25 protein-coding genes are annotated in these 25457 nt (G+C 65.3%); 5 read left to right on the plus strand and 20 right to left on the minus strand.

The window, feature by feature from the left end; translation table 11 throughout:
* Window positions 1-240: 240 nt before the first annotated feature.
* On the plus strand, window positions 241-792 hold the full coding sequence (locus GQF42_RS15415) for a DUF4232 domain-containing protein (RefSeq protein WP_158920242.1): 552 nt from the start codon (window positions 241-243) through the stop codon (window positions 790-792).
* 141 nt (window positions 793-933) lie between these two features.
* On the opposite strand, the gene GQF42_RS15420 is transcribed toward GQF42_RS15415, so the two are convergent.
* From GQF42_RS15420 to GQF42_RS15480, 14 genes are all read right to left on the minus strand, one after another.
* The gene (locus GQF42_RS15420; protein WP_233273355.1) at window positions 934-2040 is read right to left on the minus strand and encodes a tyrosine-type recombinase/integrase; all 1107 of its coding nucleotides are present in this window, start codon (window positions 2038-2040) and stop codon (window positions 934-936) included.
* 207 nt (window positions 2041-2247) lie between these two features.
* Window positions 2248-2436 carry a helix-turn-helix domain-containing protein gene (locus GQF42_RS15425; RefSeq protein WP_158920246.1) on the minus strand — a complete coding sequence of 63 codons (189 nt, stop codon included), beginning with the start codon at window positions 2434-2436 and terminating at the stop codon, window positions 2248-2250.
* A 328-nt stretch (window positions 2437-2764) separates the two neighbouring features.
* Window positions 2765-3934 carry a DUF3631 domain-containing protein gene (locus tag GQF42_RS15430; protein ID WP_158920248.1) on the minus strand — a complete coding sequence of 390 codons (1170 nt, stop codon included), beginning with the start codon at window positions 3932-3934 and terminating at the stop codon, window positions 2765-2767.
* 367 nt (window positions 3935-4301) lie between these two features.
* Window positions 4302-5225: a bifunctional DNA primase/polymerase gene (locus tag GQF42_RS15435; RefSeq protein WP_158920249.1), complete on the minus strand. Its 924-nt coding sequence runs from the start codon at window positions 5223-5225 to the stop codon at window positions 4302-4304.
* Between the two features lie 88 nt (window positions 5226-5313).
* A complete protein-coding gene (gene ssb, locus GQF42_RS15440; protein ID WP_067039434.1) occupies window positions 5314-5760 on the minus strand; it encodes a single-stranded DNA-binding protein in 447 nt (148 codons plus the stop codon).
* Between the two features lie 4 nt (window positions 5761-5764).
* Entirely contained in the window at window positions 5765-5935 is a 171-nt protein-coding gene (locus GQF42_RS44930; protein WP_199272691.1) for a hypothetical protein, read from the minus strand.
* Between the two features lie 16 nt (window positions 5936-5951).
* Window positions 5952-6404 (minus strand): hypothetical protein, encoded by a 453-nt coding sequence (locus GQF42_RS15445; protein ID WP_158920250.1) that lies wholly within the window; start codon window positions 6402-6404, stop codon window positions 5952-5954.
* Window positions 6405-6575: 171 nt separating this feature from the next.
* The gene (gene traB, locus GQF42_RS15450) at window positions 6576-8624 is read right to left on the minus strand and encodes a plasmid transfer protein TraB (protein ID WP_199272692.1); all 2049 of its coding nucleotides are present in this window, start codon (window positions 8622-8624) and stop codon (window positions 6576-6578) included.
* A 13-nt stretch (window positions 8625-8637) separates the two neighbouring features.
* On the minus strand, window positions 8638-9222 hold the full coding sequence (traA, locus tag GQF42_RS15455) for a plasmid transfer protein TraA (RefSeq protein WP_158920252.1): 585 nt from the start codon (window positions 9220-9222) through the stop codon (window positions 8638-8640).
* A 19-nt stretch (window positions 9223-9241) separates the two neighbouring features.
* Window positions 9242-9742 (minus strand): hypothetical protein, encoded by a 501-nt coding sequence (locus GQF42_RS15460; protein WP_158920254.1) that lies wholly within the window; start codon window positions 9740-9742, stop codon window positions 9242-9244.
* 231 nt (window positions 9743-9973) lie between these two features.
* Window positions 9974-11029, minus strand: a complete 1056-nt coding sequence (locus tag GQF42_RS15465; protein ID WP_158920256.1) for a hypothetical protein — start codon at window positions 11027-11029, stop codon at window positions 9974-9976.
* A gap of 23 nt (window positions 11030-11052) precedes the next feature.
* Window positions 11053-11436 carry an RRQRL motif-containing zinc-binding protein gene (locus GQF42_RS15470; protein WP_158920258.1) on the minus strand — a complete coding sequence of 128 codons (384 nt, stop codon included), beginning with the start codon at window positions 11434-11436 and terminating at the stop codon, window positions 11053-11055.
* Window positions 11436-11765, minus strand: a complete 330-nt coding sequence (locus GQF42_RS15475; protein WP_158920260.1) for a hypothetical protein — start codon at window positions 11763-11765, stop codon at window positions 11436-11438. The genes GQF42_RS15470 and GQF42_RS15475 overlap by 1 nt, the downstream gene beginning before the upstream one ends.
* The gene (locus GQF42_RS15480; protein WP_158920262.1) at window positions 11762-12055 is read right to left on the minus strand and encodes a hypothetical protein; all 294 of its coding nucleotides are present in this window, start codon (window positions 12053-12055) and stop codon (window positions 11762-11764) included. Before GQF42_RS15480 ends, GQF42_RS15475 begins: the two co-directional genes overlap by 4 nt.
* Window positions 12056-12650: 595 nt before the next feature.
* Between GQF42_RS15480 and GQF42_RS15485 the strand changes: the two genes are divergently transcribed.
* Complete coding sequence (locus GQF42_RS15485; protein WP_158920264.1) at window positions 12651-13418, plus strand: helix-turn-helix domain-containing protein; 768 nt, start codon at window positions 12651-12653, stop codon at window positions 13416-13418.
* A complete protein-coding gene (locus GQF42_RS15490) occupies window positions 13418-13891 on the plus strand; it encodes an NUDIX domain-containing protein (protein WP_158920266.1) in 474 nt (157 codons plus the stop codon). The genes GQF42_RS15485 and GQF42_RS15490 overlap by 1 nt, the downstream gene beginning before the upstream one ends.
* Here the strand turns inward: GQF42_RS15490 and GQF42_RS15495 are convergent.
* Both GQF42_RS15495 and GQF42_RS15500 read right to left on the minus strand, forming a co-directional pair.
* Window positions 13879-14448 (minus strand): HD domain-containing protein, encoded by a 570-nt coding sequence (locus GQF42_RS15495; protein WP_199272693.1) that lies wholly within the window; start codon window positions 14446-14448, stop codon window positions 13879-13881. The two genes, GQF42_RS15490 and GQF42_RS15495, sit on opposite strands and share 13 nt — an antisense overlap.
* A gap of 11 nt (window positions 14449-14459) precedes the next feature.
* Entirely contained in the window at window positions 14460-14906 is a 447-nt protein-coding gene (locus tag GQF42_RS15500) for a GntR family transcriptional regulator (RefSeq protein ID WP_158920270.1), read from the minus strand.
* Window positions 14907-15095: 189 nt separating this feature from the next.
* Here GQF42_RS15500 and GQF42_RS15505 point away from each other — a divergent pair, with 189 nt between their 5' ends.
* The gene (locus GQF42_RS15505) at window positions 15096-15845 is read left to right on the plus strand and encodes a hypothetical protein (RefSeq protein WP_158920272.1); all 750 of its coding nucleotides are present in this window, start codon (window positions 15096-15098) and stop codon (window positions 15843-15845) included.
* Window positions 15842-17446: an ORC-CDC6 family AAA ATPase gene (locus GQF42_RS15510; RefSeq protein ID WP_158920274.1), complete on the plus strand. Its 1605-nt coding sequence runs from the start codon at window positions 15842-15844 to the stop codon at window positions 17444-17446. The genes GQF42_RS15505 and GQF42_RS15510 overlap by 4 nt, the downstream gene beginning before the upstream one ends.
* A 125-nt stretch (window positions 17447-17571) precedes the next feature.
* Here GQF42_RS15510 and GQF42_RS15515 read toward each other — a convergent pair whose 3' ends face one another.
* From GQF42_RS15515 to GQF42_RS15530, 4 genes are all read right to left on the minus strand, one after another.
* Window positions 17572-19242: an HNH endonuclease gene (locus tag GQF42_RS15515; protein ID WP_158920276.1), complete on the minus strand. Its 1671-nt coding sequence runs from the start codon at window positions 19240-19242 to the stop codon at window positions 17572-17574.
* Window positions 19243-20081: 839 nt separating this feature from the next.
* On the minus strand, window positions 20082-21284 hold the full coding sequence (locus tag GQF42_RS44935; protein WP_199272694.1) for a hypothetical protein: 1203 nt from the start codon (window positions 21282-21284) through the stop codon (window positions 20082-20084).
* Window positions 21285-21952: 668 nt separating this feature from the next.
* A complete protein-coding gene (locus tag GQF42_RS15525) occupies window positions 21953-24376 on the minus strand; it encodes a tetratricopeptide repeat protein (RefSeq protein WP_158920278.1) in 2424 nt (807 codons plus the stop codon).
* A 98-nt stretch (window positions 24377-24474) separates the two neighbouring features.
* Window positions 24475-24879, minus strand: coding sequence for a hypothetical protein (locus tag GQF42_RS15530; RefSeq protein WP_158920280.1), 405 nt, complete (start codon window positions 24877-24879; stop codon window positions 24475-24477).
* Between the last annotated feature and the right edge of the window lie 578 nt (window positions 24880-25457).

The following is a 25457-nucleotide window of genomic DNA, read 5'->3' on the forward strand; positions in this document are numbered from 1 at the left end:
GTCTGTGCCCCCTGACGTCGGTCATCGATGCACGGCCCAACGATCAACCTTGCGCGATGATTACGAAAGGCGCGTTTCGGCGATGTGTCACCCGCCGGAGGACGGGCCGCGGCGACGGTTCAGCGGGCCCTTGGCCGAATCTCTCCAGATCCTGCGGACATCGCACAACTTTTCCGGCCCGGGGCGCATCCAACACAGTGACCTTCATCCACCGATTCGCCCGATGGAGGCGAATATCGCATGCTTCGTCACTCAACTCTTCCGAGACTGTTCCGGCCACTGCCCGGGCGCGGCGCGGCCACCGTACTGACCGCGGCGCTCCTGGGGCTGACGGCGGCGGGAGCGGCATGGAGCGCGACGCCGACGGCGGCCCGGACCTCGGCCGCTGTCCGTACCTGCACGGTGAGCGACCTGTATCTCTCCATGGGCCGCAAGGAGGGTGCGGCCGGCTCGGTGTACTGGCCGGTCCGGTTCACCGACACCAGCACCACCAGCTGCGCCCTGCGCGGCTACCCGGGCGTCAGCGTCCTGGACGCCGCCCACCACCAGCTCGGCCCGGCGGCCACCCGCAGCGGCAGCTCCTACGGCACGGTCACGCTCGCTCCGGGGCACTCGGCCGCGTCGGTCATCCGCACCGCCAACGGCCCGGTGGGCGGCCCTTGCCTGCGCACCGGCACCTACCTGCGGGTCTACCCGCCGGCCTCCCGCACCGCAGCCCTGATACCGGCCCCCTGGACGACCTGCTCCGGGATCTTCCAGGTGGGTCCGGTGAACACGGAGGGCGTGATCTGAACGCGGATGGCGTGATCCGAACGGGGAGGGCGTGACCCGAGGAGGGAGGCGGCACGCCGGAGAGGCGGCACCCCCGCACAGGGTGTACGGCTGACTTCCCTACCTGGGAAGTCAGCCGTTTTCCATGCCCTCGGGGCACTCTCAGGGCACATCGCTCAGGACGGCTTCCATCATGTCGGCCGTCCGATCCGCCTCCGCCTCCCACAGATGCGTGTAGACGTTCAGCGTGATCGATGGCTTAGCGTGACCGAGGCGCATCTGAACCTGCTTCGGTGTCGCCCCGTTCTTGATCAGCACGGAGGCGTAGAAGTGGCGCAGGTCGTGAAGCGTAGTGCCCTCGGGGACGCGTACCTTGCTGCCGGACTTCGCCAGGTAGGCGTTCGCCCGCTTGATGTTGCGGGCCCACACTTTCGCCCAGCTGCCGCGCCGGATCGCCCCGCCCGTCTCGCTGGTGTACAGCAGCCGAGCATGGCGCCACACGGGCTTACGCGGGTTCGTCCGGTCCTCGATGTACACGACCTTGGGCGGGAACTCCTTGCGATGCCGCTCGACCTCGTCGACGACAGACTGCCCCTGAGGCACTGCCCTATAGCTCTGCTTGGTCTTCGGCTCTCCCAGGTACGGCACGCCCTTGTCGGGGCCGATTAGCTGCTGCTTGACCGCGACGGTCCCGGTCGGCTCGTCGTCTTCCAAACCGAACAGCTCGCCCTGGCGGAGTCCAGTGGAAGCCGCCTGCCGCACCAGCGCGCGATATCGCGGGGACGCGGTGGCGATCAACGCCTTCACCGCCTCCGGGTCGAGCGGGTGAATCTCCGGATAGAACACCTCGGGAGGCTTGAGGCCCTCCCACGGGTACTTCGGGATGATGCCCTCTTGGTGGGCCATCTTCAGGATGCTGGTGCAGACGTTCCAGGGCGTCGCGAACGTCGACGGGGCGATGACCGCGGACCGATCTTTGATCCACTTCTGGCCGTCTGCTCGCTGGATGCTGCCGATCTGCCGGTTGCCGAACGTCGGGTAGATGTGCAGCCGTAGGGCCCGCTCGACGTTCGTCTCGGTCCGCTCGCGGTGTACGGCCGTCTCCTGCCAGCGCTCAGCCACAGCCTTGAACTTCTGCTTGCCGAGCTCCCGGTTCACGAACGTGCCGCCGTCGAGTTCAGCCTTCACCTTGGCGGCCCGGGAGTCTGCGGCCGTCCTCTTCTCGAAGTTCTCCTTGCACTGCTTGCCGGACAGATCCCGGTAGCGCACCTGCCAGCGCTTCCCGACTCCGTGCTCTGCGCTCGGGTACACGGTCGCCGTCTTGGTGCTGTGCGCTTCGCACGGCTCGGCGTCGGCCGGCGGTCGGGACAGGTGCCAGCGGTCATACACGTCAGCCATCGCTTCCCCTCCCCCCAGAGCAAGCTGAGTCAGCCATGAAGTGGCGTTCTCTCTGATGGGGTTCGTTGCCGTTGCGGGTCATGCTGCGCATCGGCCTCCGATCTCTTCAGCGTCGAACTTGTCGAGCGCTTCGGCGTCGTACAGAACATGTCGGCCGCGCCTGATGAAGCACTGCGGGCCGGTTCCGGCGTACCGCCAGTAGCGGACAGTTGCGGGCGACGTGCGGTAGCGGTCGGCGACTTCCGCGGTCGTCAGGTACTTCTTCATGACGTCCTTCCTGTGGCGAGGGACTCTTCGCTCAGGGGCATCAGTTCGTCCTTCGACGTGTGGCGTCGGCGGGAAGGAGTGGTCATGCCCGCCTCCCCTCAGGGCAGAGGAAGGGGCATACGAAGGGAGGGAGCCCGTCGGGCCCCCTCCTGTAGGTCCGCTACTTCCGCTACCTCCGCTACCGCCCTGGTCAGGGGCGTGATCGAGGTAGCGGATAGGGGTAGCGGTAGCGGATGGATCCGCTACCGGCCCCGGGATGGTGGCTACGGAGCGGGTAGCGGATGAGGCGCGGCGGTAGCGGATGCGGGGCACGCATCCGCTACCGTTTTCAGAGCTCTGACCTGCCCGGTAGCGGAGGTAGCGGAAGTAGCGCACTTTGAGCGGGGGGTGGACAGTAGCGCTGCCATGCGTCGTGAAGGTCGCTCGCGTAGTAGCCCTTCATGACGCTTCCGCCAGTCTTGATGTTGCGGGCCGCGATCGGGGTGTTGTCCGCGGTGACGTACTCGCGCAGCATCCGCGAGAGGCCACGTGCGTCCAGGGGCTTGCCGCTCATGTCCGCCCACGGCGCCTCTTCGAGGCTGTGGAGCCGGTCCAGGATGGCGACGGTGGGCAGGCGATCGATGCCGTTGAACACGTAGTCACGCAGGTCGGTCAACAGGCGGATGCCGATGCTGCCCTTGTCGCTGGTCTTGGCCGCGTTCACCAGCTCGACGCACGCGGCGCGGGCCCGCTCCGGCCACGCACCGCCGGCCGCCTCCGCGACTGCCAGCAGGGGTTCCCACACGTCCGCGGGCCGGTCGCTGATGCCCTCCGGGAGCTCCGGAAACACCCCGTCAACCAGATGGCGCACAGACTGTGCCCAGTTGGCGAGCCGGTCGCGCAGCGCGTGACCCTCCTTCTCGTGGATGCGCTGACGGAACGGCTCCACCTTCTCGTTCGGCGCGCGGCGCCGCATGCGGACGATGACGGAGCGGGTCAGGATCGTGTCCGGCAGCGAGCCGAGTCCGGCGACCGCGACCGCGCAGAACGACGGGAACTCCTGTACCTGCTGGTTTGCGCCGTCGCCCACGCACCGCCACATGACGCCGGAGCGGCGGTGTCCCGCGTTCAGGAACCCCCGGAGCTGTTCGTTCTCCCCGGCCTTGGGCCCGAAGATGGTATCGATCTCGTCGAACAGGATCGTGGGCCGTCCCTCCATCCCAGAGACCGCCCGGAAGAGCGCGGACGCGGACGCGTTGACCGCGACCATCGGGTACGGCACGAGGGTTTCCACGATCTCCAGCGCCCGAGACTTGCCGGATCCCGGCTCCGGCGAGAGGAACGCGATCCGCGGGGTGGAGTCGAAGCAGTCCAGCAAGTGGGCGTGCGCGTCCCACAGAGTGACGGCGACGTACGCGGCATCGAGGGGGAAGATGTTGAAGCGCCGATGGAACGCTTCGACCTCATCGAGCAGTACGGCGCCGTCGGTGGGCGGTGCGGGCGTCTCGGTGCTGGTCACGCGGCGTTCCTCCCTTCCTGAGTGGTGCGGAGCGGGCAGAGGTCTCGGTGGGCTTCGTGGTCGGCGATCAGGGCGAGCACCTTGCGCTGCCCGCTAGCGCTGTGATCCCAGCCGCACAGGCACATCGAGGTAGCTGTAGGGGTGGCGCCGCGCGGTGCGCGGATGTGGAGCCAGGCCACGGGGAAGCGGCCGTCACCGCCGGTCGGGCCGCTGGAGTGCTGGTCGCGGGGAAGGGATGAAAGGACGCCCTGACGGGCGGCCTTTCCTTGGCCGCACCCCTCAGCCGGGCGTACCGCGCTGGTGGCGGAGCCGGGGCGACCGGCCGTGTCCGGTGTGCATTTGGGCTTCGGGCGGGGCGGGTTGTGGCTCATGCCGTCCCCCGGGCGCGGCAGGTACGGGCGGAGTAGGCCAGCGCGTCCCGGATCGTCGCGTGGCACTCGGCCGCCGGCAGTCCGGCCGCCTCACCGGCCAACCCAAATGCCTCCGCGACCATGTCTCGGGCGATCTCTCCCCAGACGACGAAGCGTCCGATGGCGATCGTGCGCTTGAGCAGGAGGTCATGCCGCTGCCCCTCCGGCGCCTTGCTGACCCGCGCGGCCTCCCGCTCCAGCGCCACCGTGGCCCGACGGGTCGCCCCGCCCGGGACCAGCAGCGGAGCGGGCGCCGGGGCCAGTGCGGGCGCGGGCCGCAGGCGGTGCAGCAGCCACGCGGGCAGCACCGCCACGGGGGCGTTATCGGTCACCTCGTACGCTCCGGCCGTGGTGACGCTGCCTGCGGCGACGATGTTGCCGCCCCACGCGCGGGTGTCGACGTTCGGCGCTACGGTCTTGGCCGTGCAGGGCAGACGCACGCCTGGCGGGGCCGTGAAGTACAGGTGCATGCCGCCGGAGGGCGTCCGCACCGTGTAGGTAGTCGGCCAGGACTGTCCGGCGCGCTCGCAGAGCGCCGAAAAGGTCGCCGCGCCGCAAGGCGCGTCCGAACTGCCCTTCCCGCTTTTCTCCTTGGGTACGTCCAGGTCGACGACGACCAGGCCGGAGGGCCCGGTGGCGATGCCGACGTTGAACGCCCCCGCGGTCCACGCGGCGCGGATGCGGTCGGGGTCGGTGGTGGCGCGCTGCTCCCACTTCACGTGTCCGCCGGCGCACTCGCCCGTGTGGGGGCAGGCATGTTCGCCGTGCAGGGCGGATGCCTTGCTGCCGGGGCGGAGCGGGTGGACGTGCCAGCCGCGCGCGGCGGCGGCCAGAGCGGCGGAGAGCATGTGCGCTCGCCGTGTGGTGGTGCGATGGGTCATGCTGGATGCCTCCAACAGGTCTGTTGTGGACTGGTTGGCCGGGGCGACCGCGTGTCTTTGGCGAGAGAGGCGGTCGCCCCGGGCATGGTTAGAACGGCGGCTCGTTGCCCGGCTCGGGACGGTTGTCCCCGGTGTTCCACGGGTCGCCGGACGGAGCGGCGCCGCTGGTGCGCTTGCCGTTGATCTGGACGGTGGTGAAGCGCAGGGACGCGCCGATCTCGTCGACCTCGACGGCGAGCATCGAGCGGTTCTCGCCCTCCGGTGTCTGCCAGTCGTGCTGACGGATCCGGCCGGAAAGCACGACCCGCGAGCCCTTGCCCAGCGATTCGGCGACGTGTTCGGCGAGTGTGCGCCAGGCGGCGCAGCGGAAGAATGTGGACGTGCCGTCCTTCCACTGGTTCGACTCGCGGTCGAAGGTGCGCGGGGTCGAAGCGACCGTGAAGCGAGCCAGTGCCTGGCCGGAGGCGGTGAACTTCAGTTCCGGGTCGGCGGTCAGGTTGCCGATGATGGTGATCGGGGTCTCTCCGAACGACATGGGATCACTCGCTTTCGGGTGTGTCGGGGCGGTGGTCGGCGGTGATGTACAGGCGGGTGCGCTTGCCGTCGCGGGTGGGGTACTGGCGTGCCGGGCCGGTGTCGAACGCGGCGGCCAGGGCCCGGCTGACACGGTCGGCGTCGGCCCGGTCGCAGATGACGCGGATCTCGAACACGGGTCTCCTGTCGGGGTCAGCCGTGGAAGTAGTTGCGCTTGATGACGGCCTTGCGGATGTTGACCGTGGTCCCGCCCTCGTGATGGCCGGTGGCGCCGAAAACCTGCACGGCGATCCATCCGCCGAAGATGACGGCGGCCAGGATGATGAGCTGGGCGATGAACGCGGTCAGGGCGGCGATGAACGAGGTGAACAGGAACAGGCCGCCGCACACCGCGCCGAACCCGATGCCTCCGAGGGCGATGTTGACCGCCGTCCGCGAGACGGCCGGCCGCGCCTCGACCGGTGCCGGGGCAGGCGCGGGGGTGAGGGTGTAGCCGGTGACAACGCGGCCGTCGGGCAGGACGATGCTCTGCACGGCCGGCGGCGGGCCCGGCTGCACCGGTACGAGGGGCGCGGTGGGCGGGTGCACGGTGATCGGTTGGGGGTGGTGGACTTCGACGGCCGCGGGCCGCTCGGGGTGGCTCACGGGGACTCCTTTCGGGACGGCCGCGGGCCCGCGCCACCAGGGGTGAGCGCGGGCCCGCGGGAGGGTGTTACGAGCAGGTGTTAGGCGGCGTGATCGACCGCTGTCAGGGCGGGTAACACGCGTGCCTGCCTAGGGGTTTGGGTGTTAGGCAGGCGTAACGCGTTACGGGTGTCAGGCGGCCGTGAGGGCGGGGACGATGCGCCACCGGCCGGTGGTGTTGGTCGCCTCCAACCGGCCCTCCTGCGCCGCTTCCTTGAGCCGCAGGGACACCCAGGAGCGGGACAGGTTGTGCCGGTCGCACCAGTCGGTGAAGTCCTTCGGGCCCACGATCATTCGGCCCTCGCTCGCGAACTCCGCCAGCGCGTCCGCGAACAGGCGCCGGGCCTCCTCCGGCGACGGCTTGCGGCCCGTCTCCTGCCCGAAGATCGGGGCCTCGTCGCCCTCCTCCGACGCGGGGAGGTCGGCCTCCGGGTCGATGTCCCGGTCCTCCGGATCCACCAGCAAGCCGCCCTGCTCCATGTCGTCCTCCTCCTGCTCGACGGCCCGAAGCGCCGTCGGCTGCTCGGTGCCGGACGCGGCCCGGCCGGTGTAGGCGCGTCCGGCGACGCTGGAGGCGGCGCCGGCGGTGACGGGGTCGGCGTGTGCGCCGTTGCGCTGTGCCCAGGTAGCGAGCAGTTCCATGACCGGCACGGCCCGGTGCGTGAAGCGTCGGGTGCGGCCCGGGGAGGGGTAGCGGTCCTCCGGGATGCCGGGCGAGACGACGTAGCAGTAGCCCGGACGCCGGTTGCCCCACGCCCCGGGGTGGGCGCCCGCGGCCAAGACCTCGTCCGACAGCGAGAACCCCTCGTCGCGCGCGTCGCAGCCCAGCGCGATCACCGACGGCAGAGAGGCGCGGGTGCTAGTGGACATCTGGTCGTACGACGGCCGCTGAAGCGACACGATCAGCGAGATACCGGCGGAACGTGCTTCCTGCGCGATGCCGGTGAACGCGTCGTCCCCCAGCGCGCGCAGGGTGTTGGCAGCCTCCTCGAACCAGGCCACCAGGAACGGCATCCCGTCACAGCCGCACGGCCGGCCGTCCGGGCGACAGGTGTGCTCCGGGCTGTTCTGTGCCTGCGCCGCCTCCGGTACCCACTGCCGGTAGCCGTGGGCACCTAGCCAGCGCGTACGCGCCGGGATCGCGGCCTCGACGGACGCCACCATGACTTCGGTCGGGGTGCCACCCTCGACGCCCCAGTCCAGCCCAGGGCGCAGGGCGGCGAAGTCCTGGAACGCCTTCGGGTCGGAGAACCACACGATCACGTCCCGGCGGGACAGGATCTCGGTCAGCAGGTTCAGGGCAGTGTCGCCCTTGCCGGACCCGGTACCGCCTGCCACCAGGACGTGGGTGGAGTTGCGGCCCGCCTCCGGGTCGCCCGGAAGCCAGATCACCAGCGGGGCGCCGTCGTCGTACCGGCCGATGATCAGCGGCTCAGCGATCGAACCACCCAGGTTCGACGGCCCTTCCCACTCGACGACTTCGGCCAGCATGTCTTCCGGCACGATGACCAGTTCCCCGCGCCGGGCAGAGCCCGGATCCGGGGTGTAGCGGACAGCCGCCGTCGGCAGGTCCAGGGCAGAGGCGATGTTTCCCAGTGCCTTGGTCATGTCGTCGTTGGTCTGCGTCCCCGCCTCCAGCGCGACCGGCGCCGTGACGCGGTTCGGCTCCACCTTCGCGTTGCCGATCTGCGCCCTGGCCAGACCCACCTTCTCCAACAGGCCCTTGTCCGAGCCTTCGCCGGACGCGTCTGGGTTGTGCCGCAGGATCAAGCGCACGTTCCAGGACAGGGCCAGGGCTGGCCCGCCCATCAGGTACAGGTCCCCGACCGGGCTCGCGGTCGGGCCCGCGAGGCAGGCCGCGGTCAGCCAGGCGGAGCCCGCGGCCACGGTGATGGCTGAGTGCAGGCGCCGCTGCTGACTGGTGTTCTTGCCGATCAGCCAGGTGGCGCCGGTCAGCACCACCGAGCCCAGGGTGAGGCCCACGGCCGCCGGTGCGCTGTCGGCCCACCGCAGGTGACCGAGCACCCCGGCCAGGCCGGTACCGGCCCACCCGAGCCACGGCGGGATGTGCGGCTTGGCCCGGTGCAGCAGGTACTTGCCCACCCCGCCAGCGTCCGAGCCGCCCCGGAGCTGAAGTTCCAGCAGCTCCGCAAGCTGATGCTGTGCGTCGCGCTCAGCCATGGAACGAACCTCCTTACTGCTGAGCCCAGTTCATGACCGGCTGCTGCGGCCTGCGGGCACGGTGACGGACGCGGTTGATCTCTTCCTCGTACTGCTGCTGGAAGGTCGAGTAGCAGGCCGCGGCGTTCTTGGCGGCGTCCCGCAGGGCGTCGGCGGACTTCTGCAATTTGCGGGCCACCTTCGCGGCGCGGGCCCGGGAGCCGAACGGGCGCCCCTCCGGGTCCGGGACCGCGGCCAGCACGCCCTTCATGATCTCGGCACCCATGGCCACCTCGATGGACAGCGTCACGGCCGCCGCGCGCAGGGTGTTGCAGTACTGCCGCACCTGCGCCGGGGATCCGAACTCCGGGGCCGGGAGCAGGGATTCAGCGCGTGAGCCACCGCTGCGAGCGCCGGTGCCGCCTGTGCCGTTGGTGGTCTTGTTGCCTGCGTTGATGTTGAGGGTGAACCCGGGCGCGAACGATGCGCCGAAGTTCTTGCTGTTCACCGCGCCCTTGGCGTAGGAGCCGTTGGCTCCGTCGATGAGCGGCCGGCCTGCGTGCTGAGCCTCCCGGTAGCGCCGGTTCGCGGCCCGGTTGGCGGATCCGTTGTCTGCCATGAGTCGGGTTTCCTTCGGGTCAGTGGGAGCGGCGGACGATGAGCCATGCGGTCTGAGCGACCAGCCAGGCCAGGAGCCAGATCAGGGGCAGCGGGCCCGCGAGCGGCCCGAACCCGGCCGCCAGCGCCAGCCAGGCGAACCCGGCCGTGGCGAGCAGGGACAGACCGGCCCGCCAGACGACCGCGGCCGTGCGTGCCGGTCGCCGGATCTGGACGAAGCCGAGCCACAGCACGGGAGCGACGGCCAGGGGCGCGATCAGCAGACCGGACCACCAGGCGAGCGCGTGCAGGATCGCGGTCAGCGGCCATGCCGACACGGCCAGGAAAGTGGGGGCGAGCGCGCCACGGAAGCGCCACAGCATCCGTCCCAGGAACCCGACGGCTTCGCGGATCAGGGAGGGGTGCTCCGGGACGACGACCACGAACGGCTGAGCGCGCCGACGCCCGCGCTGGCGTGGGATGTGGATGGTGTGGACACCCGCGGCCGTCTTCACGCTGCGGGTGCGGGTACGGCTGGACACAGCGAAACTCCTTGGTTGGAGGGGCGGTTGGGCGGTACGCGATGCCCCAACCCCCGTCTGTGCAGGTGCCGGGGGCGGGCTCACCGGGTCTGCTCGCCGGGTCTGCGAGGGTGCCGCTCGCCGGGGCTCACCGGGTCTGCTTCACTGGTGCGGTCAACTGCTTCCGGCAGTCGCAACGAGGGCCAGCCCACTTCCACTGGGCTGGTCCTCATTGGTGGTGCCGGACGACGGTCAGGCTTCCGATTCCTCATGGGACATCAGCGAGCCCCACGCCTTGCGCACGCGCTGTTCCCCGCCGACGAACCCGCCCTCGCGGAACGCGGTGACGGCCTGGCGGTAGGACAGCGGCGGGTCGTCGGAGTAGCGCAGGTGCCGCAGGACGACGACGAGCTGTGCATCGGTGAGCGGCTCGCCGGCCTGCGGGGTGGGCACCCCGGCCACGGCCGCGATCTCCCCCAGCGTCACGGGGGGTGTGACGGGGGCCGTCACGGGCGTGACGGGCTCCGGCGGTACGGTCTCGACTTCGGCCGCGACCTGCGTGTCTTCCTCCGTCACGGGGGGCGTGACGCTCTCCTCGTTCGCGCCCTCGACGACGGGTGGCTCGGGGGCGGGCGTCACGCCGGGGGCGGGGGCCGTGACGGGCAGGGCGAACATGCCCGCCAGTGCGGCATCGGCGCCGGCCGTCATCCGCTCACGCTGGACGCCGACCAGGTGCGCCCCGAGCAGGGCGTCACCGGTGCCGACCTTCTTCGCGAGCTTCCACGACTTCAGCTCCGAGTCCTTGCGCGCGCCCTCTTCGGGGTGGTTCGCGGCGCGGGCCCGGTGGTAGGCGAGCCGCTGCATGACGGCCGCGTTGCGGCGCTGCGCTTCGGCGTCCACGCCGGTGCGGTAGACCACGATCCGGCGGGCCAGCAGGCCCATGCCCTCCGCGGCCACGCACATGGCCATCGGGGTGAAGGCGAACACCACCGACTCCGTCCCCGTCGGCGCGACTGCGGCGCCGGTCAGGGAGGCCACCGCCGGCAGCGTCCACAGACCGACCCGCACAGCGACCGGGGAGGACTGGCCCAGCATGGTAAGTCCCACCAGGGTCAGCGCCAGAACCAGCGTCGCGCCCTCACCCGCGGCGACCACCCCCAGCGCGGTAGCCGACCGATGGAACACGGAGGTGATGTTGCTGTAGGTGCCCCACGCACCCAGACCGCCGAACGCGACCATGGGCACCGCGGCGGCACTCAGCACGAGTGCCTGGCCCCAGCTCAGGGACCGTTCTCGGGTGTCGTTCATCGGACCTTCCTGTCTCGATCAGGTCAGGTGGTGCGCTGTTCCTCGGTGACGATGCACATCCCGCAGATGCCGTAGGAGCGCGGGATGCAGTAGCCGACATCGAGCCGGCAGCGGGGGCAGGTGCGCCGCGCGAGCATCGCCAGCGCCAGTGCGCCCCACTTGCGGGACGTCATCGGCCGCACCGGCTTGGCACGGTCGACGCGGTAGAGGTAGCCGACCCGCACGCCTCCGGCCCGCCGGTTGACCCGCATGACCTGCGCCGCGATCGGCTGACCGCCCGGCCGTAAGCCCCGCTCGCGGAGCTGACGGCGGGTGGCCAGGCCGTCCGGGGCCAGGCGCCACGGGTAGGTGGGGATGCCGTAGCGGTCGCCGGTCGGGTCGAAGCACTTGCCGAACGCCCCCGACATCAGGCCGCCGCTCCCACCAGCGCCTCAGCCGGGATCCGGGCGTAGGCCACCAGCTCCAGCTCAGCGCCCGCGTATTCGACGGACGACCGCAGCACGCGCGTACGGCCGCCGCTCTGCGTGCCGTGGGTCACCGCGTCCGGCGCGATGCCCAGCGCGTCCCGCCAGCCCTCAAACCCGGCCAGGTCGTCATGGAAGGCCAGCTCCAGCCGCTCCGGGTAGATCGGGGTCACCCGCACGGCCGGTGCCGACAGGTGCCCGAAGTCTGCGGCCAGCAGGCGCAGCGCTCGCAGCGGCGCGGCCAGGTCGTCCAGCGTCAGACCCTCGTTCATGCCGCAACCCCCTTGCGCAGCACGCGGCGGCGGGCGGGGCGGACGAGCGGGACCACGTTGAACAGGTCCGGGTTCTCGTCGACGACCCGCGCGGCCAGGCAGATCAGGTCGTCGGGCAGGTCGCGGAACTGGGGGTCGGTGAGGATGTCGCGCGCCGCGTCCAGGCGGGCCGCGCGTTCCTCGGCCGTCTCGCCCTCGACACCCAGCCACAGCTCAACCGGAGTACCGAGGGCCAGTTCCGCGAACTCCGCGTCGGTGACGGCCTCATGACCAGCAACGATGTACTTCATGGCGTCTCTCCTCACAGTGGAACGGCCCGAACAGCGGCTCCCGGAGCTCCCCGGGAAGGTGCGAGCCGTGTGCGTCGGCGTCTCGTGCAGGACGAGCGCTCACGGCCACCCGGCACCCACCGCCGAGTACGGCGCCGGTGTCGGGGACCGTGAGCACTGGTGCTCAGCGCGGGCCGGTACGGCCCGCGAAAGGTTCCGCGATGTCAGATCACGCAATGCCGTCACCGCCCCGGAGGGCGGATCCGGGCAGGTCACCCGGCCCGACATGGGCGGTCGGGGTGGTGACCCGCACCCATCGACCGCCCGTGTTCGGGCGGCTGGGTCGGCACTCTGTTGAGTTCTTCGCAGGGCGGAATCCAGGCCTTGCTCTCCGGACCCTGCATGAGGAACATGTAATACGTGTTCCTCATCTTGCAGAGGAAGGTTCGCCTCGTCAAGCCCTTCGGCTTTGTGGAGTTCGGCGAGACCCTCGCGCTCGATGTACCTACACACTGGCGTCAGGGCCGACGACGATCGACTTCGCAGATGTACGGCTCGGGTCGTTCTTGGCTACCGTGAAGTCGAACCAAGTCGTCCCAGAAAGTCGGTGGTTGGCATGGCGAACGAGCGACTGCGCGGCGCGATAGTGGACTTGGGGCTGACGCTCGACGAGGTCGCCGAACGGCTCGGGGTCGCGGCCAAGACGGTCGAACGATGGATCAACGAACCTGAACGCAAGCCGTATCGCCGCTTTCAGTTCGCAACAGCCTCACTGTTGAAGTGCGAGGTGTCGTACCTGTGGCCGGACGAGCGCACGTCAGCTGAGGTCGCCGCAGCCGGCAACGCCGAGTTGGTACGGCTCTATCCGCATCGATCCGTCGTGATGCAAACCCTGTGGACCGACCTGTACTCGAAGGCACGACGCCAGTTCGACGTACTCGTCTACTCCGGGTTCTGGCTCACGGAAGACGCGACGTTTCACCGCATCGTCAAGGAGAAGTCGGCCGAGGGGGTGGCCATCCGCTTCATGCTGGGAGAACCGACGTCGCCCGCCGTAGCCGTACGCGGGGAAGACGAGGGGATCGGTGCGGCGATGGCGGCCAAGATCCGAAATGCCCTGGTCAACTATGGCCCACTCTTCGGCCTCCCCGGAGTGGAGTTCCGCCTCCACAGCACGACCCTCTACAACTCGATCTATCGAGCCGACGACGAGATGCTCGCGAATGGTCACCTCTACGGCGTCGGCGCCTACATGGCTCCCGTACTGCACCTCCGACGGGTGCCCGGCGGCGAACTCTTCGACGCCTACGCTGAGAGCGTTGAGAGGGTGTGGGCGTCGGCACGGCCGATCTCCTCCCCCGCCGATTGGGAAGGCACGAGCTGATGAGCCGCATCGACTACTTCCGCGACCCCACCGCCCCCAAGGCCAACTCCGTTGTCCCCTCGGTCACGGCGGTGGTCCGGGACGACTCGGGACGACTTCTGCTCATCCACAAGACCGACAACGATCTGTGGGCACTGCCCGGCGGCGGACACGACATCGGCGAACGCATCGGTGCCACTGTCGTCCGAGAGGTCCTCGAAGAGACCGGCATTCAGGTCGAGATCGACAACATCAGCGGGTTGTACACCGACCCCGAACACGTGCTGGCGTACGACGACGGCGAGGTCCGGCAACAGTTTTCGATCTGCTTCCGAGCCCACCCCGTGGGCGGCTCCCTGCGCACGAGCAGCGAATCGAAAGAGGTCCGCTGGGTTGACCCAGCGGACCTAGACGGATTGGATATCCATCCGTCGATGATGCTTCGCATCCGGCACGGCTTGGACTCGACGCGGCAAGAGCCCTACATCGGCTGACCACCGGCAGAGGCTTCCGCCAACCGCTTCTCAACCCGGCCGGCCGCCGCGTGGATCTCCGGGGCGGCGCGTTGGATGAACCGCCCCACAATCGTGTCCGGGCCGTACCGCTGCACGATCTCGTCCAGCCGCTCGGTCGGCGTCGTTCGCGTTCCGTCCGGCGTCGTCGTCATGTCGCAGTAGAGGAGCGCGTCCACCAGGTCAGGACGCTCTAGCTCGAACTCGCACTCTAGCTCCTGCCTCAGTCCGCGCTCCTCGGCTTCCAGGAGAGCGCAGGAGTGGTGCGCGACGAGACGCACAACCCGTTCGTCCGCACCTTCCTGGTCTCTGAGGAACCGAGCTCCGTCCAACGGGTGGAAACCAGTAGCGGCGATGGTCGGCGTGTACCCGACGTCATGCAGCACGGCCGCAGCTTCCAACAGTTCCGCGTCGTCGCCCAGGATGGGGCTCAGGGAGCGAGCGTGCTTGGCCACCCCGAGGGAGTGGGCCCAGCGGCGCGGCAACGGTTCGGACAGCATCGCTTCGGAGAGGCTGTAGGCCCACTCAGTCAGTCCCATGGCGGCCAAGACTACGGCTGGACGGTGGGCGTTGGGAGAGCACGCACCGTTCTCCCCTTGCCATGGATCGTCGCAAGCAGGCCGTTCCCCTCCATCTGAGCAAGGACGCGACGCACCGCTGTACGTGAAGCGCTGAACCGTTCACACAACTTCGCTTCAGACGGGTACGGATCGCCCACCGAAAGCGAGTCCTCCGTGATCACATCGGCCATGCGCTCGGCAAGAGACCGACGGTCCTCACCCCGAACGACGCGCCACCCGATCCCGGGGGCGGATTCAACGAGGCCGTCGGCTTCGAGAACCTTGAGGGCACGACGGATCGTGTTGCGGCCAACACCGTGCGAGCGCATCATGTCGGCTTCCGACGGCAGGGTGTCGACCCCCTTCCCTTCTTCGATGGCGGTCCGCAGTGCCTCTGCGATGACCAGGTAGGTTCCACGCGGACTAGCCTCGGGCACTTCCGCTCCTCTCGCGTCGCTCTATGACTCGATGCCAAGGATCCCACGGTCGCGGAACGTCGAGGGGCGCCTCTGTGACGACCGGCCTATCTCCGGCAAGGACGATCCCCCTGTCACTTCGTACGAAGCTTGATCTGCTCCTCCAAGAAGCCGACGACAGTCAGTGACCACAGTGCTACATTAAGGCCCATGTCGCAGCGAAGCGCAGAGAATGCTTCGAGCGTTGAAAAAATAATGCTCAAGCTACACAAGTCCTGCCTGGACCATATCGAGCAAGCAACGGGATCCAACGAACTCGAAGTAAATCAGGTCTTGCACCTTGAGGCCGATCTAGCTGCCTGGCTCGAAGCCTTGGACTCAAAACCAGAGGCTCAACAATTTCAATCGGCGCATCGCGACTTCGGACTTGCCTTCTATGCCGCAATGACCGGCCTCTATCGCCAGGCTTTCTCCACTCTCAGGTCATTCCTTGAAGTGACAGTGGGCGCCACATACTTGAGTTCCCATGAATTCAAACGCCGCCAGTGGGTGAGCGGTAAGCACGATATAAGCTGGAAGGCAATCACCTCAACCGAGAGTGGCCTCTACTCCACCCCGTTCCTCGAGGAATTTTGCCCCGAGGCGGTAGACGAGCAAGAAGAGATGCTTGAAAAGCTCAAGCGGACATACCGGCGATGCTCAGAGTACATCCACGGTAACGTCTCAACTTCCCAGATGCTCCCGACCGAGATTTCTTACCGGGAAGACATCACGAAAGAATGGCTGTCAGTTGCCGATTCCGCCCTCAATGCGACGATGCATTGCTTCATAGTCAGGTACTACAAGGACCTCTCTCGGTCTTCTAAGGGAATCGTTGAAGGTTCCCTCGAGGATCACTTCTCTCACCTTGTATCCGTCAGGAAACTGCTGGGTCTACCACTCGAGGAGACGCGCTCTTGAGTAAGAACGAACTACAGTTTCGAACGGAAGACCTTACACTGGAGGACGTCGGTAAGTTCTTTGTCGAAACCGAGTTTGACCGCCAGACCATCGACGTATTGAAAAGCAAGAAGACCGTCGTACTACAAGGTGCACGTGGGGTCGGCAAGTCTTTCTTGCTGAAAGTAGCCCAGAAGGAGATGGATGAAGAATTCCCCAACTCCAAGACGCTCGCCGTTTACGTTACATTCAATAAGGCCGGACTCCTTCAAACGTCAGACCCGGAACGGTTCAAGCATTGGATGCTTGCCAAGATCTGCAATAGGATCATTCGCGAGGCTCGCAAGAAGGGGGTTTTGCAGAACAAAAGCAGTGTATTCGCAACGCTGTCCAGTGGGGCAGACGACGAAGCTATCGCTTCAAGGCTTGAGACGCTATGGACCAGCCTGGAGGACGCCTGGAAGAACGACTCAGCGCCACTTGAAACAGATTCCGGTATTGACCCAGAGATGATCAAGGATGCGGTCGAGGATCTGTGCGATCAATCCGGCGTGAGAAGGATCGCTCTACTCATCGATGAAGCGGCACACGTGTTCATCCCCGAGCAGCAGCGGCAGTTCTTCACGGTGATGCGCGACCTGCGCAGTCCATACCTTTCAGTGAAAGCCGCGGTTTACCCCGGCGTCACATACTTCGGCGACTCATTCCAAATGAGTCACGACGCCGAATTGATCAACGTGAATCGCAATATCCTTGAACCCGACTACCTCGCCTCCATGCGTCAGATTGTAATTCGCCAGGACTCGACTCTAGAGAAGGTGATCAATCGAAATGGGGCAGTTTTCGACGCACTGGCGTTTGCCTCTAGCGGAAACCCGCGGACTCTACTGAAGACCATATCTGCCGCTTCACCCCTGAACACGACTAATGCTCAGCGTGTCATGAAGGAGTACTACCGAGATACTATTTGGTCTGAGCACTCAGCTCTGGCCGACCGCTATGTTGGTCACAACTCGGTGATTCATTGGGGAATCGATTTCATTAAACACGAAGTCATTTCAACCCTACGCAGAGGGTCACGGCAGGCAGGAGATCACGACAAGCGCGTATTCTTGTGGATCCATCGTGACGCCCCCGCCGCTGTGAAGGAGGCTCTGCGCCTACTCTGTTACAGCGGAATTCTGCACGAAGCCGGGACTTGGGTAGTCGCAACGCGTGGCCTAACCGGAACTCGATACATGCTGAATATCGGGACGAGGACCGCTCCCGAAGCTGACCCCGTCTCCGCCACGAACCAACTGAGGGGTTCCATTTCAATTAAGCGCTTTATTGAATTTGGGGCCAACCATGAAGCCTATGAGAGCATTGCAAGACTCGACGTCGAAAAGATGGATGAGGTACAGCAAGAGTACATCAGGTCACAGCTCGATCGAAGTGTCGACCTTTTGGACCTGACTGCTTTCGCTCGCAAGAAATGCAAAGAACTTGGGTACGACACTGTGAGGAAGATTTTGGCGGCGTCGGAGACTGACCTTCAAAAAGCCAAACAGGTCGGTCCCGTGAGGTCGCGTCGAGTGATGAACACCGCAACCGCAGCGGTAATGGAGCACCTCTCTGGTTGACGGATGTTGCCGGCTACAAATGGTTAAGCCACGGCCTCCTCTCAGGCGAGAGGAGGCCGTGGCTTAGCTTCATTGGCCCGTAGGTCCATAGTTCAAAGTGCGGAGCCAAACGTCTGTCCTTCCCACTACGCAACGGCCTCCGCATGCAGGCGGCGGACAGTAGCTGCGAGTAGACGTCGAAGCTTGCCCTTGTTGGCGCCGTAGGTCTTTAGCGCATGGCAGTTCGGGCACAGGGCGATCATGTTCGAGGGGAGGTCAGCACCGCCCTTGGCTAGGTCCTGTACATGGTCGACCTGCAAAATCGGCTCTCCCGCCGTGGTGCGTTCCTTCGGGTGACCCGCGCATTGGGGACTCTCGCAGTTGCCTCCGCTACGTCGAATGACTGCTGCCCTGGCGCTTGGGTCACGGATGAAGCGATCAACAAGCGACGGCTTCTTGGTTTGTTCCCGCCGCTTGGCGTTGGCCTCCGCGGCTTTTGCCAAGCGCTTGTAGGCGTCCTCGTCGGTCTCCGTCGTATCGCGTGCCTCGGCATCCAGATCGCCGGGGCGGTACCTGTCTGTGTCGTCGTGAAGCGCGCCGGTGTCGGCTTCGAGTGCCTCGAGCACGTCCGGAGCCCAGACCTCGCGCTCTGGGGAGGGGACAGGGGCCAGAACCCAGAGGAACTCGCGGCGCCATTGGCCGTCAGCTCCTCGGCCCCAGCGCAACCGGCGTTGAACGATGACGGCCCAGGTTTCGAAAGTGAACTGCTTCTGGAATGGCTTGTGCCAGTAGCGCAAGGGCCGGCCAGCGGCTTGGTACTCGGCCATGAGTTCGTTGCCATCCGCGATCCGCTGATCTCCGGAGAGACCGTCGCCGACGTAGGCGATCCAGCCTGTGTCGGGCAGACGGCCGTCGGCATAGGGGCCCTTGTCGTCCGAGAAGACGCTCAGAATGCCGTCAGCAAGGCAACCGATACCTGCCATCTTCTGTCCACCGTAGACGCGCCAGATGGCATCCCGGTCCTTGAAGCTCTCCCCGAGCTGTGGACGCAGGGCATCGGCCCACCTGCCAGCGAGCAAGTCGTGAAGACCAAAGTCCTCCAGCAGGCCTGCCGGCAGGGGGTAGAAGTAGCGCAAGAGGAGTCCTGCGGCAGCTTCGGCGGCAACTTGGGGCTGTGAACGCAGCAGCTCGTAGTCGTCCTCGCGTAGCCCGCCTGACGGGTCGATGCGATTGAGGGACTCGAGCGTTGGGCGGCGGCCCCGGCTGGTCAGGGTGAGGTTTTCGATGGAAGCCACGGTCCACAGGTCATCGTTCGCGAGCGCCCAAAACGGGTAGAGAGCACCGTCCTTGCCGTCCTTGGCCTGCGCGTATTTTTCGAGTAGAGGTGCCAGTGCATCGCGCGTGGCCGACCACGGCTGCGTGCGGGGTGCGCCAGCGACGGCCTGACCGATCGCCCACAGGAGCAGGGCAGGACGGTGCACTGCTGCGCTACCTGCTCGACGGGCCGGCCGCACGTCCCCTGCCCGCCTGAGAAACGTCTTCGGCGGCTCCACGACAGTGAACCCCTCCCGCCTCAACCAGGCCACTGCGTGCTTGAGCCCCCCACTGAACTGGGAGGGCTTGAGGACCTCTCCGAAGTCGTACAGATGAGCAACGCCGGCTATGGCCTTGGAGTCGTACTCCCGCCCTTCATGAACGAGCAGGTAAGAAGCAGCCGCACGGAAGCCGTAAGTGTCGAGGAACGTCTCCCGTCCGACCCGATCGTGCTCTGCAATCGCTTGGAGAATCCCCGCGCGCGTGATCTCAGCAGGTGCCATGGCCGACACCGTAGATCAGGGCACTGACAGACCTCGCCTAGTTCGGGCCGTCTCCGGGCCGTCCACGGGCGGCCAGCAGCAACCGCCAACGACCAACAACCACCACGAGGGCGCGGCCGTCGGCCGCGCCCTCGTGGTGTGTCCGACCAGCTAGACCCAGGTGTCGAGCCACATCCGCGACCGCCACGAGTCGATCGGGATCGCCGTGCCCGTGTACGGGGCGGTCGCCAGAACCGTCCGGTGAAGCTCAACGATCACTAAGAGGTCCTACTTCGGTGGCTCCCCCAAGACCACGTTCACGGCTTGGACAAACCTGTCTCTCGCAGCAACGAACTCCCGCCACCTCGCCGACAATTCCCCTGGTCCTGCCACCCCTTGCAATTCTCGCTCCACAGCGATTGCAAGCTCATACGCTTCCATCCAGACCTGCCCAGCGCACCGAGAGACCTCACGCGGGCCAGCTAGATCCATGCGAGGTTGTAAGGCATGAAAACGTTGTTGCGCCTCCGCAAGCGAGCGATGCATGGTCTCTAGCCACTCACGAGTCTCATCGGACGACTCTGCGTTCCCGAAATCGTGGGCTGGTTGCATCCACCTCATGAACTCCAAGTAGCTCTCACGGCGCTCCAACCGAAGGGTTCGAGCGTGCTCCATACGGCCCTGATCTGGCGCCTGCCGTCTGGCAGCTACGTAGCCGAGGGCACCTGATATAGCCGTGTCCATCACCCCGACCGCGGCACCGAGCACAGCGAATAACCCTTGATCCATAGGTGCATCCCGCTCCGACGGAGCATCGCCAGCCAGGCGGAGCTCAACGCTCTTTTACCGCCGAGGCCGGCTCACGGCGTCCACAGCGGGGAGACCCGGCGCGGTGTCGACGAGTCGGCCAGCAGCGACGTCAACCCCCCGGGAACACCGAGCTTCCTCAAAGCCCAGTCGAGCGAAGCGGCTTCGGCATCGCACATTCTGGCAATCAGGCTCGTCTGTTCAGGCAGGATGATCTTTCGCGGGATCACGATCGTCTCGCGGACCCGGTCCAGGGGCAGTCCCCGTCGGAACCCCTGCGCGGCGGGGCGGAGCGCGTCCTCGTCCGGCGGGAGCGGCAGGCGTCGGCGGGCCGCGTTCGAGACGACGATCCCGGCGACGTGGACGTACTCCCCCAGGAGTGGCCCGAATAGGTCTGCGAGCGCGTCGGTCTTGGCAGCGAGCGACATCTCAGCGAAGGGCATCGGGAAGTGGAAGAGCCCGCTGTGATCTTCCACCCAGATCCACGCGGTACCCGCTCCCTCCGTCCTGGCGCATTTGCCCCGCACCTTGGCCAGGAGCCGCTTGCCCTGGTCGCTCTCTACGGTCTCCCCGGTCAGGGTGGTGCCCTGAGGAGCAGTTCCGGGGTGGACGGTCAGCCTCCTCCCAGCGCTGCTGACGACGTCGACCGCGACCTCGGCGGCCGCGCACCGTTGGGCGGCCTCCTCAGTCCGCTTCTTCCACGTCTCGAAGTCGTCGCCATTGAGGAGTTCGGGGAAGTCGCCTTCCCAGTAGATGTCACGGTTCCTGTCCAGAGCGCGGAGGTGAATCCCGCAGTTCTGGCGGAACCTCTCGTAGTCCTGGAGCTTCTGGTCCTCGGCGAACGTGACGACCTCGATGAAGACCGGACCGATGCGGACGTCGCCGGGGCCGCCGCTGGCTTTCGCCGGCTCCAGCTCGACCGGGAGTCCCCGGGCCGCCCCCATGAGCGCGAGCCGGGACTGCGTCTGGGTGTGTAGGAACCGGGACAGGGTGACGTCGCAGCGGGCATCCCGCCTGACTGAGGTAAGGCCGGGCACCCCGGCTTCCTCCAGATAGGCGTACGCAGCCCACCACCGGACCGCCTCCACCCATGCTCCCGGCTCGGCTCCGTTCATGATCTGGAGTACGGGGGCGGCCCGGCCCAGACCGACGAAGGTGTCGCTGGCTCTGCCCGACGCGGGGGAGGGGGTCACGGCCTTGGGCAGCCAGCGGCTGTCGAAGAACGTAGTGAGGCCGGCCACCGCGCGTGCGGTCACCTCGTGACCTGCGGGGGAAAGATAGTCGGCGCCCTCCGGGCAACCGAACCACGCCTCCCAGTCGATCGCCCGGAGGCCCTGGTCGATCGCCAGCCATGTCTCTTGGTCACGAGGGTGCATGCCTGTCAGCATGAGGGACTCGCAGACGCGGGCGCGGGGATTTTCCCGAAGCGCGGCACTTCTTCTCGGCTGCGCTGCGACGGGGAATCGCACGTGGCGGCCGCCCCTCAGCATGCTCGGGCCTGTTCCCCCAGACGCCTACCCCCAGCAGCGGACTGTCAGTGGAAAGCCGCGGGTCGCGGCGTACGAGGAGAGCCCGCTGTGAAACTGCCGTGGGCCAGCGCGGGGCCGTCTCCGGGCCGTCCGAAGGTGGCCACTGGCGACCGACAACGACTACGAGGCACGGCCGTTGGCCGTCCCCTCGTAGTGTGTCCGCCCAGCTAGACCCAGGTGTCCAGCCACATCCGCGACCGCCACGAGTCAATCGGGATGGCCGTGCCCGTGCAGAGGGACCAGAAGTAGATGATCTTTCTGCGCAGGTCACACGCCCGCCGTGGATCGGCGCCGGCACGGTCCTGAAAACCGACGTATTGCCCCTGTGAGTAGTGACACCAGAAGGCACCCCAACGTTGGTTGAAGATCCACAGCGACAACGAACCAACGAATAGCTAGGGGAAATCAGCGGCCAGTCTCTTTAGTAGCTGAGTAGTCGGGTGAGTTGACCCATACTTCGCCAATGACTGCCTATACCCCTCTCGGGCCGTAGAAATACCCTTTGAGACTTCTCCACAGTGCAAGTAGTTCACCGCCAAATTCTCCAGTGAAGCTATAGCTCGCGGATGCCCATAGGGGACCGTGCGAGAAAGTATGCGCACGGCCCGCTCAGCGTAGGGGAGCGCATCTGTGTAGCGACCCAACCTAAAGAACAAGGTAGCTATCTGCGAAAGCCTGTTCGCAACCGTAGGATGGCCAGCCCCCAACGTCTCCTCTGTTATTTGCAGCGCTTTCCGCGTCAGCGGCAGTGCAATATTGCACTGCCCGGTATCAATATAGTAGGAGGCCAGATTGTTCATGCAAACGGCAGTGAAAGAGTTATTTTCGCCCAAGTTTTCTACAGCAAGTCGCAATGCCTTCTCGGCCAGCGCTATGGCCTCGCTATAGCGATTCAATGACTTGTAGACGCCCGCCAGATTAATGATGATGGATATGTGAGATAAATTGCCCTCATCGTAAATTTCTTGGCTGATCTGATACGCGTTTTTGGCTGCAGTCAGTGCCTTTTGAGGACGATCTAGATGCCTGTAGAGAACAGCAAGAGCAGAGAGGCAAGAGACTTTTGCCTCCCTTGCCTTGTCGCCATACCGCTCTACTATCTGGAGAGCGCCCTTTAGGACCTCTAGCCCTTGCTCATACAGGCCTGCTGTCTCAGCGATAGCTGCAGACAGGGTCATGGCGTGAAGGAACGTGTCATCTCGCACTGTGTCGACTGGATTGTTTCGGAGTATCTCGTGCATCAATTGCATATCTGCAACGGCACCGTCAGAGTCTCCAGTCGTATGGCTGATCAGGGCGCGTATGAGTAAGGGGTCTATATTTTCGAAAGAGAGTTCACCGTGGGTTTCCTGACTGAGCTGGACAGCTTGGTTAGCTATCTCCAACGCTGTCGTGAAGTCTCCGTTCACCCTGTGAGCGTCTGCCAAGTAGGTAAGACGCTTCGCCTTCAATTTAAGATCATCATGACCATTAACCAACTCTAGGGCGCGTTTATGTAGCTCAATTGCACGTTCGCCCTGGTGCTGATTCCTGTAGAAAGTACCAGCGGCGTGTAGGAGCTCTCCAAATTCTGTACCACTGGACGTGCGGGGCCCATATGAACAGAATGCCTCAACATGAGGAATTAGTTTGCTCCATTCGCGTCTATACTTCAATGGCACATCCGGCTTGGGTAGAGCTGCAGAGAGAAGCTCCAGAGCTTTTGCTGGGGTACCTGAAAGCCGGGTAATTCGATCGTTGTGCGGGTCGAAGTTATTTGTTCTGGACCGGACCACGGCTTGCACGAGACGGTGTGTACTCACCTCCTCTCCACTCAAGCTAATCATGCTGTAAGCAGAAAGTGCCCTCAGTGCTTCATCGACGGCTATTTCGTCATCGAGTGCGTCCCGAAGAACATATCGCGGGAGGGACTGTGGCCCATAGAACGAGAGAAGCTCCAATAGTGGTACCGAACCTGGATCTCGTTCCCTGACGGCGTCGAGTGTGATATTCCATATGCGTGCGATGGTTCTCGCCGGGTCCTGTTCGTCTCCACCGGTAGAAAACATTCTATATGGATGGCTTCGCAGGCGCTTTAGATATTGCGATGGGCTGATTTTTGTTTGGGCTATGTACGCCCCCGCCTGGAGAAGAGCGAGCGGGAGATCGCCGACTTCACTGGCAATATCATTCAGATCCCCTTGCGTCTCTACCCGTGCTATCGACGCGACGCGAGCAAGGAGTTCAACCGAGGCGTCGCGGCTGAGTGTGTCTATTTCTAGTTCTTGGCCGATGCCAGCCCAGCCGTGCCTCCTCCTGGAGGTTAGAACAACCTTGCCTCGCGTGAATCTACCTGTAAAACTGCGGGCCAGCGTGTGATCTTCAACATTATCGAGAATTAGGAGCCAGTCATCGTGTGTCTGGAGCCACTTCATAGCCCAGGCGGAAAGCTGCTCTGTATCGAGAGCGGCAGAAAGTGTCGGCTCTACGGCCAGTGCGGATGTGGCGAGTCCGTGATTGAGTGATCCTTCGCTATCAGCAGTGATCCACCATGTGAGTGATCGGTCGGCAACGCCTTTCCTGGCATATTCAAGTGCGACCCGACTCTTCCCAACTCCTCCAAGACCGTGAATAGTCTGAGTGATTACTCCGGCGCCATTATTGAGAATCTCCCCGAGCCTAACGAGTACGTTTTCCCTACCAATGAAATGTTCATTGTCGGGTGCCGGCAGATTATTTAGACCTTTTCTGCTATTAGCGTCGCCGGGATCCTTGATTGACCCCAAAGAGACTTCGGTCCTCCGAAGGTCGAATGTTGCACCATCTCCAGTGTTTGCCACTCCGGAGTTATTGGCGATTGAAAGCGAAGAAGTCCCTGACGCGATTATCTCTCTCCGAGAGTGGCGAGTACGACGCCCACTATTCTTCTTGCGTCCCATCAGCGATTTATCGTTACGTCGTTGCCGGTGTTGGCTATACCGTCGATGGATTTGGCCGCGATAGATCGCTCGCCGATTGATTGAATTGAATCGCCCGCCCCGGAAACAAGTTCCTGCAGTTCCCTCTTCAGGTCGGGGTCATCCTTTAGAGCCTTCTTTATTTGAACTCGCAGGGTCGCCTGAAGGTCGGGATCGTCGGGATCCTCTGCAAGATCAGAGACGGCAGTTGCAACGTCCGCTTGATTACGCTCGCGTCGCATGATGCGTTGGATAATTCTCTGCCCCACCCCTACGGTACTAACCGCTGCGGCATCCTCTACCCGTGTCAGGACAGCGTGTCCGTAGGCGACTGTGGCTGCCGTTATGTATGGGACGACAGCGGCGGATATTTCGGCGGCGTCCATGCTCTCCCTTGCCCCGTCTCTAGACGCGTGGACATCTTGCCGTGACTGTACCTAGCCTTCAGGCCCGACTGCAGGCATGTCGCACGATCTGGCCGTTTGAGGCCCGGTGGCTTGTTTTCGTTGCATTGGGCGAGTGGGCTCTTTCAGCGTGGTCACTGATCGAGTGACAAGGCATCCTTCTACAACGGACAGGGCTTGCATGCCGTTGAGGGAGAAGGCACTCGATGACCTGAGACTCGACTGGACGGCACTCTGGCCTTGCCGGAGCCGGCGGTGTCCGTCTCGTTCATCGAGGTACGAGGCCGTCCGGGGCCGCTCAGCTGCCACCGCCTCGCACACCGCTTGCACAGGAATGAACGCTGGCGAACGTACGGCTCATACTCTGGCCACCTCAGACAAACCTGCAAAGCGAGTTACGTGAGCTCGTTTCCGCCGGGGTCGCGCCTCGTACGCGCCCTCGACGGCCGCTATCTGCCCAAACAAGACGAGGGAGCCCGCCCTGGAATGCGCCGAATCAGGGCGGGGGCCTCTGTGGTGACGACGCATGACGGGGCCCTGCCGCACCTGGAGGGCACAAC

The sequence above is a fragment of the Streptomyces broussonetiae genome (genome assembly GCF_009796285.1).
In the GTDB taxonomy this organism is placed as follows: Bacteria; Actinomycetota; Actinomycetes; order Streptomycetales; family Streptomycetaceae; genus Streptomyces; species Streptomyces broussonetiae.

Coding starts and splice junctions, on each gene's coding strand:
- GQF42_RS15475 (WP_158920260.1), bottom strand. CDS start 11,765: ATGAACGAGGGTCTGACGCTGGACGACCTGGCCGCGCCGCTGCGAGCG.
- GQF42_RS15415 (WP_158920242.1), top strand. CDS start 241: ATGCTTCGTCACTCAACTCTTCCGAGACTGTTCCGGCCACTGCCCGGG.
- GQF42_RS15425 (WP_158920246.1), bottom strand. CDS start 2,436: ATGAAGAAGTACCTGACGACCGCGGAAGTCGCCGACCGCTACCGCACG.
- GQF42_RS15490 (WP_158920266.1), top strand. CDS start 13,418: ATGAGCCGCATCGACTACTTCCGCGACCCCACCGCCCCCAAGGCCAAC.
- GQF42_RS15465 (WP_158920256.1), bottom strand. CDS start 11,029: ATGAACGACACCCGAGAACGGTCCCTGAGCTGGGGCCAGGCACTCGTG.
- GQF42_RS15515 (WP_158920276.1), bottom strand. CDS start 19,242: ATGGCACCTGCTGAGATCACGCGCGCGGGGATTCTCCAAGCGATTGCA.
- GQF42_RS15435 (WP_158920249.1), bottom strand. CDS start 5,225: ATGACCCATCGCACCACCACACGGCGAGCGCACATGCTCTCCGCCGCT.
- GQF42_RS15480 (WP_158920262.1), bottom strand. CDS start 12,055: ATGAAGTACATCGTTGCTGGTCATGAGGCCGTCACCGACGCGGAGTTC.
- GQF42_RS15505 (WP_158920272.1), top strand. CDS start 15,096: ATGTCGCAGCGAAGCGCAGAGAATGCTTCGAGCGTTGAAAAAATAATG.
- GQF42_RS15495 (WP_199272693.1), bottom strand. CDS start 14,448: ATGGGACTGACTGAGTGGGCCTACAGCCTCTCCGAAGCGATGCTGTCC.
- GQF42_RS15530 (WP_158920280.1), bottom strand. CDS start 24,879: ATGGACGCCGCCGAAATATCCGCCGCTGTCGTCCCATACATAACGGCA.
- traB (WP_199272692.1), bottom strand. CDS start 8,624: ATGGCTGAGCGCGACGCACAGCATCAGCTTGCGGAGCTGCTGGAACTT.
- GQF42_RS15470 (WP_158920258.1), bottom strand. CDS start 11,436: ATGTCGGGGGCGTTCGGCAAGTGCTTCGACCCGACCGGCGACCGCTAC.
- traA (WP_158920252.1), bottom strand. CDS start 9,222: ATGGCAGACAACGGATCCGCCAACCGGGCCGCGAACCGGCGCTACCGG.
- ssb (WP_067039434.1), bottom strand. CDS start 5,760: ATGTCGTTCGGAGAGACCCCGATCACCATCATCGGCAACCTGACCGCC.
- GQF42_RS15485 (WP_158920264.1), top strand. CDS start 12,651: ATGGCGAACGAGCGACTGCGCGGCGCGATAGTGGACTTGGGGCTGACG.